The sequence below is a fragment of the Kitasatospora sp. NPDC056184 genome (assembly GCF_042268405.1).
GTDB lineage: Bacteria > Actinomycetota > Actinomycetes > Streptomycetales > Streptomycetaceae > Kitasatospora.
On sequence record NZ_JBHJUI010000038.1, the window covers coordinates 11,987 to 30,745 of the forward strand.

Below are 18,759 nucleotides of genomic sequence, written 5' to 3' on the forward strand. Positions count from 1 at the left end.
GGCGCGACGACCCCCGAACGCGACGACCCCGGGCGCCGACGGCCCGCGGACGAGGAACGAGCGCTGACGCCGACGGGCGCTGATGACGACGAGAGGTAAGCAGCACCATGAGCACTGACCGCACCCCGACCGGCACCGCGTCGACGGCGACGCCGACCACCGAGGCCATCGCCGTCATCGGCCTGGCCTGCCGGCTCCCCGGCGCCGCCGACCCCGACGCCTTCTGGCGGCTGCTGCGCACCGGCGAGCACGCCGTCACGGAGACCCCCGCCGGGCGCTGGGACGCGGACGAGCTCTACCACCCCGACCGTGACGCCCCGGGCAAGGCCGTCACCAGGCTCGGCGCCTACCTCGACCAGGTCGACGGCTTCGACGCGGACTTCTTCGGCATCTCGCCCAAGGAGGCCGTCGCGACGGACCCGCAGCAGCGGCTCATGCTGGAACTGGGCTGGGAGGCCCTGGAGAACGCGCGCATCGCGCCCGACGGCATCGCCGGCACCCGCACCGGCGTCTTCGTCGGCGCCATCATGGACGACTACGCCACCCTGCTCCAGCAGTACGGGGGCGCGTCCGGCATCACCCGGCACTCCCTCACCGGCACCGAGCGCGGCATCATCGCCAACCGCCTCTCCTACCTCCTCGGCATCCACGGCCCCAGCCTCGTCGTCGACTCCGCGCAGTCCTCGGCGCTCGTCGCCGTGCACCTGGCCTGCGAGAGCCTGCGCAAGGGCGAGTCCACGCTCGCCATCGCCGGCGGCGTCAACCTCAACCTCATCCCCGAAAGCACCGTCGCCGTCACCAAGTTCGGCGGCCTCTCCCCCGACGGCCGCTGCTACACCTTCGACGCGCGGGCCAACGGCTACGTGCGCGGCGAGGGCGGCGGCGCCGTCGTCCTCAAGCCGCTCTCCCGCGCGCTCGCCGACGGCGACCGCGTCCACTGCGTCATCCAGGGCAGCGCCGTCAACAACGACGGCACCACGCCCGGCCTGACCGTCCCGAGCTCCCGCGCCCAGGAGCAGGTCATCCGGCTCGCCTACGAGCACGCCGGCATCGGCCCCGAGACCGTCCAGTACGTCGAACTGCACGGCACCGGCACCAGGATCGGCGACCCGCTGGAGGCGCGCGCCCTCGGCGCCGCGCTCGGATCCGCCCGCGCGGCGGACCGGCCGCTGCGGGTCGGCTCCGCCAAGACGAACGTCGGTCACCTGGAGGGCGCGGCGGGCATCGTCGGCCTGATCAAGACGGTCCTGAGCATCGGCCACCGCGAGCTGCCCGCCAGCCTGAACTACGAGAGCCCCAACCCCGACATCCCGCTGGACGAACTCCGGCTGGCGGTGCAGCAGGAGCTGTCCGACTGGCCGGAGCCCGAACGGCGGCTGGTCGCCGGTGTCAGCTCGTTCGGCATGGGCGGGACGAACTGCCACGTGGTGCTGGCGGAGGCGCCGGTTGTGGAGGCGGCTCCGCCGGCGGTGGAGGTGCCGGGTGTGGTGCCGTGGGTGTTGTCGGGTCGTGGTGCGAACGCCCTGGAGGGTCAGGCGGCGCGGCTGTTGACGGCTGTGGACGGTTTGTCGCCTGCTGACGTGGGTGTGTCGTTGGTGTCGTCGCGGGCGGTGTTCGAGGACCGTGCGGTGGTGCTGGGCGGGTCGGTCGCGCTGGCTTCGCTGGCGGAGGGTGTTGAGGCTCCGGGTGTGGTGCGGGGTCGGGCTGTTGCGGGTGGCCGGGTGGCGGTGCTGTTCACCGGGCAGGGTTCGCAGCGGGCCCGGATGGGCGCGGAGCTGTATGCGACGCAGCCGGTGTTCCGGGCGGCGTTCGACGAGGCCGCCGACGCGCTGGACGCCTTCCTGCCGCGCGCGCTGAAGGACGTGGTGTTCGCCGACAACGACACCGACCTCGACCAGACCCTCTACACGCAGGCGGCGCTGTTCGCCGTCGAAACCGCGCTGTTCCACCTCGCCAAGGCCCACGGCGTGGAGCCACACGTCGTCGGCGGGCACTCGATCGGCGAGGTCACCGCCGCCCACGTCGCCGGTGTCCTCTCCCTGACGGACGCGGCGCGTCTGGTGACCGCGCGCGGCCGGCTGATGCAGGCCGCCCGGGCCGATGGCGCGATGATCGCCGTCGAAGCCACCGAGGACGAGGTCCTGCCGCTCCTGGACGGCCGGGACAGCGAGGTGTCGATCGCCGCGGTCAACGGCCCCGCCTCCGTCGTCATCTCCGGTGACACCGTCCTCGCCGAGGAGGTCGCCGCGCACTTCAGCGCCCTGGGCCGGCGCACCCGGCGCCTCAGCGTCTCCCACGCCTTCCACTCCCCCCACATGGAGGGCGTGCTGGAGGAGTTCACGAGCGAGATCGCCGGGCTGACGTTCAACGCGCCCACGATCCCGGTGCTGTCCAACGTCACCGGAACCCTGGCGACGACCGAGCAGTTGACGTCGCCCGCCTACTGGGCCGCACACATCCGCGGCACCGTCCGCTTCCACCAGGGCGTCCAGCACCTCCACACCGACCAGGGCATCACCGCGTTCCTGGAACTGGGCCCCGACCCCGTCCTGACGGCGATGACCCGCACCACCCTCGCGGAGACCGACACCATCGCGGTCGCGGCCCTGCGCAAGGACAAGGCCGAGGACGAGACCTTCCTCACCGCCCTCGCCCACCTCTGGACCACCGGCACCCCCATCACCTGGAACCAGACCACCACCCTGGCCGGGGGCCGCACGGTTGACCTGCCGACCTACGCCTTCCAGCGCGACCGCTACTGGCCGGACGTCACGAACCGTGTGAAGCAGCCGATCCCGGCGACCTTCCTTCCCGGAGACGAGGAGCCCACCGAGGCGATCACGCCGGCCGACAGCTTCGCGAGCCGCCTCGCCCAGCTCCCGGCCGCCGAACGGGAACAGGCTCTGTTCGAACTCGTCCGCACCAATGTGGCGATCGTGCTCGGCCACGTCACCTCGGAGACGGTCGACGGCACGCGCGCCTTCTCCGCGCTCGGCTTCGATTCCCTCGGGGCCGTCGAGTTCCGCAACAGGCTCGTCTCCGCGACCGGCCTGTCGATCCCCACCACCCTGACCTTCGCGCATCCCACGCCGGATGCGGTGGCGGCGTACCTGCTGGCCGAGATCTCCGGTGCCCAGCAGCCCACCGCCGTCGAGGTGGCCACCGGACCGGCCGCGGCGGACGAACCACTCGCCATCGTCGGCATGGCCTGCCGCTACCCCGGCGATGTCTCCTCCCCCGAGGACCTGTGGAAGCTGGTGGCCGAAGGCTCCGACGCCATCTCCACCTTCCCCACCAACCGAGGCTGGGACACCGACGCCCTCTACGACCCCGACCCCCACCGCATCGGCACCTCCTACACCCGCCACGGCGGATTCCTCCACGACGCCGACCTCTTCGACGCCGAGTTCTTCGGCATCAGCCCCCGCGAAGCCACCGCCAGCGACCCGCAGCAACGCCTCCTCCTGGAGACCACGTGGGAGGCGTTCGAGCGGGCCGGCATCGACCCCGCCACCGTGCGCGGCAGCCGCACCGGCGTCTTCGTCGGCGCCACGTCCCTCGACTACGGCCCGCCCCTGCACCAGGCTCCCGAAGGTCTCAGCGGGTTCCTGCTGACCGGTAGCACGACGAGCATCGCCTCCGGCCGCATCGCGTACACCTTCGGGCTGGAGGGCCCGGCGGTGACGGTGGACACGGCGTGCTCCTCCTCACTGGTCGCGCTCCACCTGGCCGCGCAGTCGCTGCGCCAGGGCGAGTGCACCCTCGCCGTGGCCGGTGGCGTCACCGTGATGTCCAGCCCCGGGATGTTCCTGGAGTTCAGCCGCCAGCGCGGCCTGTCGGCCGACGGCCGCTGCAAGGCCTTCTCCGCCGACGCCGACGGCACCGGCTGGGGCGAGGGCGTCGGCGTACTGCTCGTCGAACGGCTCTCGGACGCGCAGCGGCTCGGCCACCCCGTGCTCGCGGTCTTCCGGGGCTCCGCCGTCAACCAGGACGGCGCCTCCAACGGCCTGACCGCTCCCAACGGCCTCGCCCAGGAGAGCATGATCCGGCAGGCGCTGGCGAACGCCCGTCTCACGACGGCGGACGTGGACGTGGTCGAGGCGCACGGGACGGGCACGCGGCTGGGTGACCCGATCGAGGCGCAGGCGCTGCTGGCCACGTACGGGCAGGACCGGCCGGCGGACCAGCCGCTCCGGCTCGGCTCCATCAAGTCCAACATCGGCCACACCCAGGCGGCGGCGGGTGTCGCGGGCATCATCAAGATGGTGATGGCCATGCGCCACGGCATCATGCCGCGCACGCTGCACGCGGATGAGGCTTCGCCGTATGTGGAATGGGAATCGGGTGCCGTCGAACTGCTCTCCGAGGCCCGCGAGTGGGAGGACACCGGGCGCCCGCGCCGTAGTGCCGTCTCCTCGTTCGGCATCAGTGGGACGAACGCGCACGTGATCCTTGAGCAGGCGCCGGTTGTCGAGGACGTTCCTGCGGAGGTGCCACCGGTTCCGGGCGTAGTGCCGTGGATCCTGTCAGGTCGCGGCACGAACGCCCTGGAAGGCCAGGCGGCGCGGCTGTTGACAGCCGTGGACGGCTTGTCTTCCGCTGACGTCGCTGTGTCGTTGGTGTCGTCGCGGGCGGTGTTCGAGGACCGCGCTGTGGTGCTGGGCGGGTCCGCCGCACTCGCCGCACTCGCCGAGGGTGTTGAGGCTCCGGGTGTGGTGCGGGGTCGCGCTGTCCCGGGTGGCCGGGTGGCGGTGCTGTTCACCGGCCAGGGTTCGCAGCGCGCCCGCATGGGCGCCGAACTCTACGAGACGCAGCCGGTGTTCCGGGCGGCGTTCGACGAGGCCGCCACCGCGCTGGACGCCTTCCTGCCGCGCGCGCTGAAGGACGTGGTGTTCGCCGACAACGACACCGACCTCGACCAGACCCTCTACACGCAGGCGGCGCTGTTCGCCGTCGAAACCGCCCTGTTCCACCTCACCAAGGCCCATGGCGTGGAGCCGCAGGTGGTGGGCGGGCACTCGATCGGCGAGGTCACCGCCGCCCACGTCGCCGGTGTCCTGTCCCTGGCGGACGCGGCGCGTCTGGTGACCGCGCGGGGCCGGCTGATGCAGGCCGCCCGGGCCGATGGCGCGATGATCGCCGTCGAAGCCACCGAGGACGAGGTCCTGCCGCTCCTCGACGGCCACCAGGACACGGTGTCGATCGCCGCCGTCAACGGCCCCACCTCCGTCGTCATCTCCGGTGACACCGTCCTCGCCGAGGAGGTCGCCGCGCACTTCAGCGCCCTCGGCCGGCGCACCCGCCGCCTCAGCGTCTCCCACGCCTTCCACTCCCCCCACATGGAAGGCGTGCTGGAGGAGTTCACGAGCGAGATCGCCGGGCTGACGTTCAACGCGCCCACGATCCCGGTGCTCTCCAACGTCACCGGAACCCTGGCCACGACCGAGCAGCTCACCTCACCCGCCTACTGGGCCGCACACATCCGCGGCACCGTCCGCTTCCACCAGGGCGTCCAGCACCTCCACACGGAGCAGGGCATCACCGCGTTCCTGGAGTTGGGCCCCGATCCGGTCCTGACGGCGATGACCCGCACCACCCTCGTGGAGACCGACACCATCGCGGTGGCGGCCCTGCGCAAGGACAAGGCCGAGGACGAAACCTTCCTCACCGCCCTCGCCCACCTCTGGACCACCGGCACCCCCATCACCTGGAACCAGACCACCACCCTGGCCGGCGGCCGCACCGTCGACCTGCCCACCTACGCCTTCCAGCGCGAGCGGTACTGGCTCGACGCGCCTGCTGTCGCGGGGGACGCGTCGGGTCTGGGCCTGCGGGTGGCCGGTCACGAACTGCTGGGCGCGACCGTCGACCTCGCCGGCGAAGGCGGCGCCGTCTTCACCGGACGCCTCTCCCTCACCGCGCAGCCCTGGCTCAGCGGCCACACCGTCCTGGGCAGCGTCCTCCTCCCGGGCACCGCGTTCGTCGACCTCGCCATCGCCGCCGGCGACCACCTCGGCGCCGGACACCTCGAAGACCTCACCCTCCACGCACCCCTGACCATCACCGGGGGCGTCCACCTCCAGATCACCCTCACCCCCGACGACAACGACGGCTACACGCTCGCGGTCCACTCCCGCCCCGAGAACGGCAACTCAGGGTGGACCCAGCACGCCAGTGGCCGGCTCACCGCCGAGGTCATCAACCCCGCCACTGCCGAGGGCGCCTGGCCTCCGGCCGGCACCGAGCGCATCGACCTGGACGGCCTCTACGAGCGTCTCGCCGACCGCGGCTACGCCTACGGCCCGCTGTTCCAGGGCCTGCACACCGCCTGGCGCCACACCGACGGAGACCTGTTCGCGGAGATCACCCTCCCGCAGGACGACACCGACACCACCGGCTTCGGCCTCCACCCGGCCCTCCTCGACGCCGCCCTCCACGTTCTCCTGGCAGACCAGACAGACGACCTCGTGGTGCTCCCGTTCGCCTGGAGCGGCGTCACCCTCCACGCGACCGGCGCCACCGCCCTGCGCGTCCACTGGAAGTCGACCGGCGACAACACCTACACCCTCACCGCCACCGACCCCACCGGCACCCCCGTCGTCACCATCGACGCCCTCACCCTCCTGCCCACAACCACCACCCAACTCACCACCCCCACCACCAACGACCTCTACCAGCTGACGTGGACCCCGACCACCAAGGCCAGCGCGCTCACCATCACCGGTGACCTGGTGATCCTCGGCACCGAGACCTTCGGCCTCGACGCACCGCTCCACACCGAGCTGGACACCGTGCCCGCGCACGCCCACGTCGTCCTCACCGTCGAACCCTCCACCACCACCGACCCCGCCCACACCCACGACGTCCTGACCCGAACCCTCACCACCCTCCAAGCCTGGCTCGCCCACCCCGACCACACCGACGGCCACCTCACCCTCGTCACCCGCCACGCCGTCACCACCCACCCCGCCGACCCGGCACCGGACCTCACCGCCGCCGCCATCTGGGGCCTCGCCCGCACCGCCCAGACCGAACACCCCCACCGCATCACCCTCCTCGACCTCGACGACCAACCCCTCACCCCCGACACCCTGAGCAACGGACACCCCCAGACCGCCCACCGCAACAACACCCCCCACACCCCCCACCTCACCCCCGCCACCACCGACAACGGCACCAGCGGCACCGCCCTCGACCCGGACGGCACCGTCCTCATCACCGGCGCGACCGGCACGCTCGGCACGCTGTTCGCCCGCCACCTCGTCACCGCGTACGGGGCGAAGCACCTGCTCCTCGTCAGCCGACGCGGCGCCGACGCCCCCGGCGCCGCCGACCTCGCCGCCGAACTCACCGCCCTCGGCGCCCAAGTGGCCTTCGCCGCCCGCGACCTGGCCGACCGGGACGCCACCGCCGACCTCCTGGCAGGCGTCCCCGCCGAGCACCCCCTCACCGCCGTCATCCACACCGCCGGCGTCCTCGCCGACACCCTCATCGAAGGCCTCACCCCCGAGCAACTGGCGGACGTCCTGCGGCCGAAGGTCGACGCGGCGTGGAACCTGCACAAGCTCACCGAGGGCCGGGACCTGTCCGCCTTCGTCCTCTTCTCCTCCATCACCGGCATCATCGGCAACGCCGGCCAGGCCAACTACGCCGCCGCCAACACCTACCTCGACGCCCTCGCCCACCACCGCCGTTCTCACCACCTCCCCGCCACCTCCCTCGCCTGGGGCCTCTGGGGCACGGAGACCGGTGGCATGGCAGGCGGCCTCAGCGAGGCGGACCTCGCGCGCTGGGACCGCAACGGCCTCCCGGCGCTGACCACGCAGCAGGGCCTGGAACTGTTCGACGCCGCTCTCCTCAGCGACCGTCCGGTCCTGGTGCCGGCCCGGGTGAACGTCCCCGCGCTCGAAGACCTCCAGGCCGCCGGGCTGCTCCCCGACCTCTACAGCCGCCTTGTCAGCAACCGCCCCAAGCGGAGCGTCGCCCGCGCCCAGCGTTCCACGGCCGGGTCCGGCTCGACCTGGGAACTGGAGATGGCGGGTCTCGGCGAAGCCGAACGCCTGCTCCGGCTCTCGGAGTTGGTCCGCTCAACGGCGGCCGTTGTCCTCGGCTACTCGGAGACCACGGGCATCGACACGAGCCACGCGTTCAAGGAGCTCGGCTTCGACTCCCTGACGGGTGTCGAGTTCCGCAACCGTCTCAAGGCGGTCACCGGCCTGCGTCTGCCGACGACCATCGCGTTCGACTATCCGACGCCGGATGCGGTGGCGGCGTACCTGCTGGCCGAGATCTCCGGTGCCCAGCAGCCCACCGCCGTCGAGGTGGCCACCGGACCGGCCGCGGCGGACGAACCACTCGCCATCGTCGGCATGGCCTGCCGCTACCCCGGCGACGTTTCCTCCCCCGAGGACCTGTGGAAGCTGGTGGCCGAGGGATCCGACGCCATCTCCCTCTTCCCGACCAATCGGGGCTGGGACACGGACGCCCTCTACGACCCCGACCCGCTCCGCATCGGCACCTCCTACACCCGCCACGGCGGATTCCTCCACGACGCCGATCTCTTCGACGCCGAGTTCTTCGGCATCAGCCCCCGCGAAGCCACCGCCAGCGATCCGCAGCAGCGGCTGCTGCTGGAGACGGCCTGGGAGGCGTTCGAGCGGGCCGGCATCGACCCCGCCACCGTGCGCGGCTCGCGGGGCGGTGTCTTCGCGGGCGTCATGTACAACGACTACAGCTCCCGCCTGCCGAAGGCTCCCGAGAACTTCGAGGGCTTCCTGCTGACGGGCAACGCGTCCAGCGTCATCTCCGGCCGACTCGCCTACACCTTCGGGCTGGAGGGCCCGGCGGTGACGGTGGACACGGCGTGCTCCTCCTCGCTGGTCGCGCTCCACCTGGCCGCGCAGTCGCTGCGCCAGGGCGAGTGCACCCTCGCCGTCGTCGGCGGCGTCACCGTGATGTCGACGCCGACCACCTTTGTGGAGTTCAGCCGCCAGCGCGGCCTGTCGGCGGACGGTCGCTGCAAGGCCTTCTCGGCCGACGCCGACGGCACCGGCTGGGGCGAGGGCGTCGGCGTGCTGCTCGTCGAGCGGCTGTCGGACGCGCAGCGACTGGGGCACCCGGTGCTCGCGGTGGTCCGTGGTTCGGCGGTGAACCAGGACGGCGCCTCCAACGGCCTCACCGCTCCCAACGGTCCGTCGCAGGAGCGCGTCATCCGGCAGGCGCTGGCGAACGCCGGTCTGTCGACGGCGGACGTGGACGTGGTGGAGGCCCACGGGACCGGCACGCGTCTGGGTGATCCGATCGAGGCGCAGGCGCTGCTCGCCACGTACGGCCAGGGGCGCGACGCCGACCAGCCGCTCCGGCTCGGCTCCATCAAGTCCAACATCGGCCACACCCAGGCCGCCGCCGGCGTCGCGGGCATCATCAAGATGGTGATGGCCATGCGCCACGGAGTTCTGCCGCAGACCCTCCACGCCAATGACGCGTCGCCGTATGTCGAATGGGACTCGGGCGCCGTCGAACTGCTCACCGAGGCCCGCGAGTGGGCGGACACCGGCCGCCCGCGCCGTAGTGCCGTCTCCTCGTTCGGCATCAGTGGGACGAACGCGCACGTAATCCTTGAGCAGGCGCCGGTTGTCGAGGACGTTCCTGCGGAGGTGCCTCCGGTTCCGGGTGTGGTGCCGTGGATCCTGTCGGGTCGCGGCACGAACGCCCTGGAGGGCCAGGCCGCACGACTGCTGACGACCGTGGACGGCTTGTCGTCCGCTGACGTCGCTGTGTCGTTGGTGTCGTCGCGGGCGGTGTTCGAGGACCGCGCTGTGGTGCTGGGCGGATCCGCCGCACTCGCCGCGCTGGCGGAGGGTGTTGAGGCTCCGGGTGTGGTGCGGGGTCGCGCTGTCCCGGGTGGCCGGGTGGCGGTGCTGTTCACCGGGCAGGGCTCGCAGCGTGCTCGCATGGGCGCCGAGCTGTACGAGACGCAGCCGGTGTTCCGGGCGGCGTTCGACGAGGCCGCTGCCGCGTTGGACGTGTTCCTGCCGCGCGCGTTGAAGGACGTGGTGTTCGCGGAGGGCGACGCCGACCTCGACCAGACGCTGTACACGCAGGCGGCGCTGTTCGCCGTCGAGACCGCGCTGTTCCACCTTGCGAAGGCCCACGGCGTGGAGCCGCAGGTGGTGGGCGGGCACTCGATCGGCGAGGTCACCGCCGCCCACGTCGCCGGTGTCCTGTCCCTGGCGGACGCGGCGCGTCTGGTGACCGCGCGGGGCCGGCTGATGCAGGCCGCCCGGGCGGACGGCGCGATGATCGCCGTCGAGGCCACCGAGGACGAGGTCCTGCCGCTCCTCGACGGCCGGGACAGCGAGGTGTCGATCGCCGCCGTCAACGGCCCCGCCTCCGTCGTGATCTCCGGCGACACGGTTCTCGCCGAGGAGGTCGCCGCGCACTTCAGCGCCCTGGGCCGGCGCACCCGCCGCCTCAGCGTCTCCCACGCCTTCCACTCCCCCCACATGGAGGGCGTGCTGGAGGAGTTCACGAGCGAGATCGCCGCGTTGACGTTCAACGCACCCACGATCCCGGTGCTCTCCAACGTCACCGGAACCCTGGCCACGACCGAGCAGTTGACGTCGCCCGCCTACTGGGCCGCACACATCCGCGGCACCGTCCGCTTCCACCAGGGCGTCCAGCACCTCCACACCGACCAGGGCATCACCGCGTTCCTGGAACTGGGCCCCGACCCCGTCCTGACGGCGATGACCCGCACCACCCTCGCGGAGACCGACACCATCGCGGTCGCGGTCCTGCGCAAGGACAAGGCGGAGGACGAGACCTTCCTCACCGCCCTCGCCCACCTCTGGACCACCGGCACCCCGATCGCCTGGGAGAAGGTCTCAACCCTGGCCGGGGGCCGCACGGTCGAGCTGCCGACCTACGCCTTCCAGCGTGAGCGGTACTGGCTCGACGCGCCTGCTGTCGCGGGGGACGCGTCGGGTCTGGGGCAGAGCATCACCTCGCACGCCCTGCTCGCGGCCGCTGTCGACCTCGCAGGCGAGGGCGGCGCCGTCTTCACCGGACGCCTCTCCCACGCCACGCATCCGTGGCTCGCCGAGCATGCCGTTCTGGGCAGCGTCCTCCTCCCGGGCACCGCGTTCGTGGACCTCGCCATCGCCGCCGGAGACCACCTCGGCGCCGGACACCTCGAAGACCTCACCCTCCACGCACCGCTGACCATCGGAGAAGGCGAGGGTGTCCACCTCCAGATCACCCTCACCCCCGACGACAACGACGGCTACACCCTCGTGGTCCACTCCCGCCCCGAGAACGGCGAAGGCGTCTGGACCCGCCACGCCAGCGGCCGTCTCACCTCCGACATCACCGAACCCTCCATAGCGGCCGCAGTCTGGCCGCCGGCCAGCGCCGAGCGGATCGACCTGGACGGGCTCTACGAGCGTCTCGCCGACCGTGGTTACGCCTACGGCCCGCTGTTCCAGGGCCTGCACACCGCCTGGCGCCAGGACGGTGACCTGTTCGCGGAGATCACCCTTCCGCAGGACGACACCGACGGCTTCGGCCTCCACCCGGCCCTCCTCGACGCCGCCCTCCACACCCTCCTGGTGGAGCAGTCGGAGGACCGCGTGGTGCTGCCGTTCGCGTGGAGCGGCGTGTCCCTGCACGCGACGGGCGCCACCGCCCTGCGCGTCCACTGGAAGTCGACCGGTGAGAACACCTACGCCCTCACCGCCACCGACCCCGCCGACACCCCGGTGATCGGTGTGGAGGCGCTGACCGTCCGCGAACTCAGCCCGGACCAGCTCGCCATCTCAACCCCGACCGCCAACGATCTCTACCAGCTCACCTGGACGCCGACCGCCAAGGCCACCGAGTCCACCCTCGCTGGTGATCCGGTCGTCCTCGGCACCGAGACCTTCGGCCTCGACGCCCCCGTCCACACCGAACTCGACACCGTGCCCGCACACGCCCATGTGCTGCTCACCATCGAACCCTCCACTACCACCGACCCCGCCCACACCCACCACGTCCTCACCCGAACCCTCACCACCCTCCAAGCGTGGCTGGCCCACCCCGACCACACCGACGGCCATCTGACCATCGTGACCCGCCACGCGGTCACCACCGGCCCGGGTGACCCGGCACCGGACCTGACCGCCGCCGCGATCTGGGGCCTGGCCCGCACCGCCCAGACCGAACACCCCCACCGCATCTCCCTCCTCGACCTCGACGACCAGCCCCTCGCGGCCGACACCCTGGGCAGTGGGCACGACCAGACCGCCCACCGCAACAACACCCCCCACACCCCCCACCTCACCCCCACCACCGGAGACAGCACCACCACCGTCCTCAACCCGGACGGCACCGTCCTCATCACCGGCGCCACCGGCACCCTCGGCACCCTCTTCGCCCGCCACCTGGTCACCGCGTACGGGGCGAAGCACCTCCTCCTCGTCAGCCGACGCGGAGCCGACGCCCCCGGCGCCGCCGACCTCGCCGCCGAACTCACCGCCCTCGGCGCCGACATCACCCTCGCCGCCTGCGACACCGCAGACCGCGAGGCCGTGGAGCGACTCCTCGACACGGTGCCCGCCGAACACCCCCTCACCGCCGTCATCCACACCGCCGGCGTCCTCGCCGACACCCTCCTCACCGGCCTCACCCCCGAACGCCTCGCCGACGTCCTGCGCCCCAAGGTCGACGCCGCCTGGAACCTCCACCACCTCACCCAGCACCTCGACCTCTCCGCCTTCGTCCTCTTCTCCTCCATCACCGGCATCATCGGCAACGCCGGCCAAGCCAACTACGCCGCCGCCAACACCTACCTCGACGCCCTCGCCCACCACCGCCACACCCACCACCTCCCCGCCACCTCCCTCGCCTGGGGCCTCTGGGGCGGCGACACCAGCGGCATGGCCGACGAACTCTCCACCGCCGACCTCGCCCGCATCGCCCGCTCCGGCATCGCCCCCCTCACCACCCACCAAGGACTCCACCTCTTCGACACCGCCCTCACCACCAACCACCCCACCCTCGCCCCCGTCCACCTCGACCTGAGCGCGATCGACGACAACGCCTCGCCCGTCCTGCACGGCCTGGCCCCGGCCCGGCGCCGACGTCCGTCGGCAGGGGCCGCGGCGGCCGGCGGCACCAGGGCCGCGAGGACCGGCGCGGGCGGGACACCCCTCACCGCCAGGCTCGCCGGTCTCGGCGAGGAGGAGCAGCGGCGGATCGTCTTCGATCTCGTGGGCCAGTGCGTGGGCACGGTGCTGGGGCACTCGAACGTCGGCGGCCTGGACCTCGATCGCGGCTTCCTCGACATGGGCTTCGACTCGCTCACCGCGGTCGAGCTGCGCAACCTGCTCATCAGCACCACCGGGCTGCGGCTGGGGGCGACGCTGGTGTTCGACCACCCGACTCCCGCCGCCCTGGCGTCCTACCTGCTGGCGCAGGCGGTGCCGGATCCGGCCGACGCGCTGCTGGCGGAACTCGACCGGTTCGAGGCGGCCTTCGCGCAGAAGCAGTCCGCGGACGAGGTCCGCGCGGGGCTGTCGGTGCGGCTCCAGGCCCTGCTCGCGTCGCTGAACGGCACCGGGGGCGGGGACGGCGTCCTCGACCAGATCGGCAGCGCGTCCGACGACGAGATCTTCGCCTTCATCGACAACGAACTCGGCGCCGGCTGACCAGCACCGACCGGCCGTCCGGGTGCCGGGCGGGGGTCGCTCCCCCGCCCGGCGCCCGGTGCACACCATGGAAGAGAGACCATCAGATGGCAGAACTGACGATCGACAGCAGCCTCTGGCTCCGGCCCCTGCGGCCGGCGCCGAACCCGGCGAACGCCCGGGTCCGACTCCTGTGCTTTCCGCACGCGGGCGGCTCGGCCAGCTTCTTCCGGCCGCTGGCGGGCCGGTTCGACGCCGACGTCGACGTGCAGGCCGTCCAGTACCCGGGGCGCCAGGACCGCCGGGCGGAACCGGCCCTGGAGGACATCGGCCTCCTGGCGGACCGGATCCACGAGGCCTTCCGGCCGCCGGAGGGGCTGCCCTATGCCTTCTTCGGGCACAGCCTGGGGGCGGTGGTGGCCTTCGAGGTGGCGCGGCGGCTGGAGCGCGACGGGGAGCGCACGCCGGTGGTGCTCTTCGCCTCCGCGCGCCGGGCGCCCTCCCGGGCCGGCGGCGAGCAGGTCCACCTCCTCGACGACGACCAGGTCGTCGCCGAGATCCAGGCCCTCAGCGGCACGTCCGCCGACCTCCTCCTGGACGACGAACTGGTGCGCATGGTCCTCCCGGCCATCCGCAGCGACTACCGCGCGATCGAGACCTACCGCCTGTCGCCCGACGCGACTCCCCTCAGTACCCCGATCGTCGCCCTGATCGGCGGCTCCGACCCCCGGGTCGACGTCGAGGAGAGCGCCGCGTGGAGCGAGCACACCTCGGCCGGCTTCGACCTCCAGGTCTTCCCGGGCGGTCACTTCTACCTCTCGGACCGGCCGACCGAAGCATCCGTGGCCACCGCCGTCACCACCCACCTGCGGTCCCGCCTCTGACGACGGACAGCGGGAGGAGGCCGGCCGAAGCGACGTGAACCGCCGCTTCGGCCGGGCGTCAGCCCGCAGGGCTCTCCGGTTCCTCGAAACCGTCTTCGACGCCGCCCCGGTGAGCGCCGGGTGTGCGGCGGAAACGCCCGGGCGGGCTAACCCCCCGCGCACCCCCGCCCTCCGGTGGCAATCCTGGTTCCGGCTGCCCGAGGCGCCCGCCGGGCACCTGCGGCCCTTCGAGAGAGGAGCAGCCGTCATGGAGGCGTCCGCACAGATCGGCGTGACGGGGCTCGCGGTGATGGGCCGCAACCTCGCCCGGAACCTCGCCCGCAACGGCTACACGGTCGCGGTGCACAACCGCACGCCGGGGCGGACCCGGGCGCTGGTCGAGGAGTTCGGCCACGAGGGCGCGTTCGTCCCGGCGCACTCGCCGCAGGAGCTGGTGGCCGTGCTGGAACGGCCCCGCAGGATCCTGATCATGGTGAAGGCCGGGCAGGCCACCGACGAGGTCATCGAGGAGTTCGCCCCGCTGCTGGAGGCGGGCGACATGATCGTCGACGGCGGCAACGCGCACTTCGCCGACACCCGCCGCCGCGAGCGGGCGCTGCGCGAACGCGGCCTCCACTTCGTCGGGACGGGCGTCTCCGGCGGGGAGGAGGGCGCGCTGCACGGCCCCTCGGTCATGCCCGGCGGCTCCCCCGAGTCCTACGCCGTGCTCGGCCCCGTGCTGGAGAAGATCAGCGCCCATGTGGACGGCGAGCCGTGCTGCACCCACATCGGCACCGACGGGGCCGGCCACTTCGTGAAGATGGTGCACAACGGCATCGAGTACGCCGACATGCAGCTCATCGCCGAGGCCTACCAGCTGCTGCGGGAGGTCGGGGGGTACACCCCGGCCGAGATCGCCGAGGTCTTCCGGACGTGGAACAAGGGGCGGCTCGACTCCTACCTGATCGAGATCACCGCCGAGGTGCTCTCCCACACCGACGCCGCCACCGGCCGGCCCTTCGTCGACATCGTCCGGGACGCCGCCGAACAGAAGGGCACGGGGCGCTGGACCGTGCAGACCGCGCTCGACCTCGGCTCCCCGGTCACCGCCATCGCCCAGGCCACCTTCGCCCGGGTCGCCTCCTCCCGGTCCGAGCTGCGGGCGGTCTACCGGCCGCTGGCCGCCGAGAGCCCGGAGGTGATCCCGCACGAGCTGGGGCACGGCGTCCTCGACATCGAACGGGCCCTCTACGCCTCGAAGGTCATCGCCTACGACCAGGGGTGGACCATGATCCGCGACGCGGCGGCCGAGTACGGCTGGGACATCGACCTCGGGGCGGTGGCGAAGATCTGGCGCGGCGGCTGCATCATCCGGGCCGCGTTCCTCGACCGGATCCGCGCCGCCCACGCCGCCGACCCCAGCCTGGTCAGCCTGCTCGCCGAGGAGCGGTTCGCCGCCGAGATCGCCGACGCGCTGCCGTCCTGGCGCTCGGTCGTGGCCACGGCCGCCCTGCGCGGGATCCCGGTGCCGGCCTTCTCCGCCGCGCTGGCGTACTACGACACGCTGCGCGGCGAGCACCTGCCCGCCGCGCTGATCCAGGGGCAGCGCGACTTCTTCGGCGCCCACACCTACCACCGCACCGACCGCGAGGGCAGCTACCACACGCGCTGGGCCGAGCCCGGCCGCCCGGAGGTCCGCACGGACACCGGGACGGCGTAGCCGAGCACCGCGGCCCGGGCCGGGACAGGGGTCCCGATCCGGGCCGCGGCCCCGGTCCTGCGCCGCTCAGCCGTTCAGCCGTTCAGCCGTTCAGCCGTTCAGCCGAGCTGGAGGAGGTTCCAGCTCTGGTTCCCCGTGTTCCACGCCTCGTCGGTGGTGATGCAGTCCCACTGCTGCAAGCGGGCCTGCTCGCCGGGCGTGCCGGACGGGGCCTCCGAGTCCAGGCACCGACCGGTGGCCCGGTTCCTCAGGATCATCGTCGTGGGGAAGCACATACAGGTGTGCCCCACCCAGGCCGTGGTCCATTCGGCCGGCGCGTAGCCGGCGTCGCAGTACGGGTACTGGAGGACGCCGGTGCCGTTCGAGTAGGTCCCCGAACGCCAGTCGAGCATGAGGCACTGGCCGGAGTGCCGGGCCTTGATCCGGAAGTACCCGTTCCCGCTGTCGAGCAGCTCGAACTCCTGGGAGGCGCTGGCGTTGTTCGGCCACAGGAAGACGCCGGTGTACGCGGCGGTCGACGCCCACATGACGTCGGCGCGCAGCCCGGTCCGGACGTTCACGATCTCGTAGCGGGCGGGCCCCGCCGCCTGGGCGGGCGTGGAGCCGAGTGCCGCGAAGACCGCGAACGCCAGGGCCGCCACCAGGGCCGCCGGAGTGAGTCGGGACCGTCCGCGCCCGGCCGGCGCCGGCGGAACGGCCGGTGCCGTGGTCGCGCCGGGGCGGTCGGGCCGTCGGGGCAGGGGTATCCGCATGCTGTCTTCCCTCCGCGGGTTCGCGTGCCCGGGCCGGCCGGCCCGGGACGCCCCCCACCCTGGCGCCGCGGCCTGTGCACCGACCTTGCGGCCGCCTTGCGGGCCAGCCAGCATGGGGGGCCGGGACGTTTCGCATGCGCTGTTGATCACATGGGGGGACATGTGGACTTCCGGCTGTTGGGCGAGGTCGAGATGCGGTCGGCGGGCCGGCTCCTCGACGTGGGGACGCCGCGGCAGCAGGTGGTCCTGGCCGCGCTGCTCGTCGACGCCCGACGACCGATCACGATCGAGGCACTCGTCGACCGGGTCTGGGGCCACGCCCCGCCCGCCAACCCCCGGCCCGTGCTGTACGCGCACCTGAGCAGGATCCGGGGGCTGCTGCGACAGGCGGCCGCCCCCGGGGACCGGACCCCGGCGCGCATCGAGCGCCGTCACGCCGGCTACGTGCTGGACATCGACCCCGAACTGGTGGACCTCCACCGGTTCCGCCGGCTGGTCGAGCGGAGCGACGACCGGCAGCGTGACGACGAGGCCCGGGCCGCGGCCCTCGCCGAGGCCCTGGAGCTGTGGCGCGGCGAGCCCCTGGCCGGTCTCTCCGGCGAGTGGGCCGCGCGGGTCCGGGCGAGCTGGCACCAGCGGCGGTCGGACGCGGCCGTGCGGTGGGCGCAGGCGGAGCTCCGGCTCGGCCGTCCCACGGCGGTCGTCTCCGCGGTGCCCGACCTCACCGCCGAGTACCCGCTGGCCGAACCCCTGGAGTACGTCCTGATCCAGGCGCTGCACGCGGCCGGGCGGGGAGCGGAGGCCCTCGACCGCTACGGCGCCGTCCGGCGACGGCTGGCCGAAGAACTGGGCGCCGGCCCCGGCAAGGAGCTCCAGACCCTCTACCGGACCGTCCTGATCGGGGATCCGCCCCCATCGGGAGAGGCCGAGCCGGCACCGCGCGCCGTCAGGCCCCGCCCTTCCCCGCACCGCACCGCGCCCCCGCCTCCCCCGGCGGCCGACTCCACGGCGACACCGCCGCCGCCCGAGGCACCGGCCGCCCCCGTCGGCACGCCGACCGCCCCCACCGACACGCCGTCGAGCCGGAAGCGCGCGCGAACGCCCCACCGACGCGCCCTGCTGGCCGTCCTGGCCGCGGTGCTGCTCCCCGCGGCGGCGGCGTCGGCCCACGTCCTCGGGCGGGACACGTGCGACCGGCACACGGCCGACAGCACCCCGCCGACCTCGGTCGACCGCGCACGGGAGCTCTTCGCCGCCGCCGAGGCCTTCGACCAGGAGGACCGGCCGCAGGAAGCCCGGGCGGCCGTCGCGGACGCGGTACGGCTGTGGTCCGACCTCATCGCCCTGGCCCCCGACCGCAACGCCCCGTCCCTCGCCCCCGCCGTCCTGCGGGCACTCGCCAGGGCCGGCGTGGACTTCAGCGTCCCCCGCCCCGCCCTGCTCAGCTGGCTCGGCAACCCGGTCCACACCCCCTACCCGGCGATCTCCCAGGCGATCCTGCTACAGGGCTGGCGCTTCACGGCACCGGTCTTCCTCGACGCCGTCGTCTGGAACTACGAGCACACACCCGACCTCCCCTCCCCCCGCACCCTCGCCGACGTGCACACCGACGTCCTGAGAGCCGCCGTCCTGGAGAACACGAGAACGCGCCACGGCACGCAGGTGACGGAGTTCGACCGACTCCTCAAGCCCTGAGCCCGGCGGCCGCAGCGCAGGAAGGCCGCTCCCGCCGGAAGCGGAAGCGGCCCACGGCCTGC

The 18,759-nt window shown here is 72.9% G+C and carries 5 protein-coding genes; 4 read left to right on the forward strand and 1 reads right to left on the reverse strand.

The annotated features are described in order from the left end of the window. Nucleotides 1-107: 107 nt before the first annotated feature. The 3 genes from ACFC0B_RS38395 to gndA all read left to right on the forward strand — a co-directional run bounded on the left by ACFC0B_RS38395 (nucleotide 108) and on the right by gndA (nucleotide 16,250). The gene (locus tag ACFC0B_RS38395; protein ID WP_376097353.1) at nucleotides 108-13,688 is read left to right on the forward strand and encodes an SDR family NAD(P)-dependent oxidoreductase; all 13,581 of its coding nucleotides are present in this window, start codon (nucleotides 108-110) and stop codon (nucleotides 13,686-13,688) included. 86 nt (nucleotides 13,689-13,774) lie between these two features. After that, nucleotides 13,775-14,551, forward strand: coding sequence for a thioesterase II family protein (locus ACFC0B_RS38400; RefSeq protein ID WP_376097356.1), 777 nt, complete (start codon nucleotides 13,775-13,777; stop codon nucleotides 14,549-14,551). Between the two features lie 247 nt (nucleotides 14,552-14,798). Continuing rightward, nucleotides 14,799-16,250 carry an NADP-dependent phosphogluconate dehydrogenase gene (gene gndA / locus ACFC0B_RS38405; RefSeq protein ID WP_376097359.1) on the forward strand — a complete coding sequence of 484 codons (1,452 nt, stop codon included), beginning with the start codon at nucleotides 14,799-14,801 and terminating at the stop codon, nucleotides 16,248-16,250. 98 nt (nucleotides 16,251-16,348) lie between these two features. On the opposite strand, the gene ACFC0B_RS38410 is transcribed toward gndA, so the two are convergent. Then, on the reverse strand, nucleotides 16,349-17,002 hold the full coding sequence (locus ACFC0B_RS38410) for an RICIN domain-containing protein (protein ID WP_376097362.1): 654 nt from the start codon (nucleotides 17,000-17,002) through the stop codon (nucleotides 16,349-16,351). A gap of 150 nt (nucleotides 17,003-17,152) precedes the next feature. Between ACFC0B_RS38410 and ACFC0B_RS38415 the strand changes: the two genes are divergently transcribed. Next, a complete protein-coding gene (locus tag ACFC0B_RS38415; protein ID WP_376097365.1) occupies nucleotides 17,153-18,697 on the forward strand; it encodes a BTAD domain-containing putative transcriptional regulator in 1,545 nt (514 codons plus the stop codon). Nucleotides 18,698-18,759: the final 62 nt, after the last annotated feature.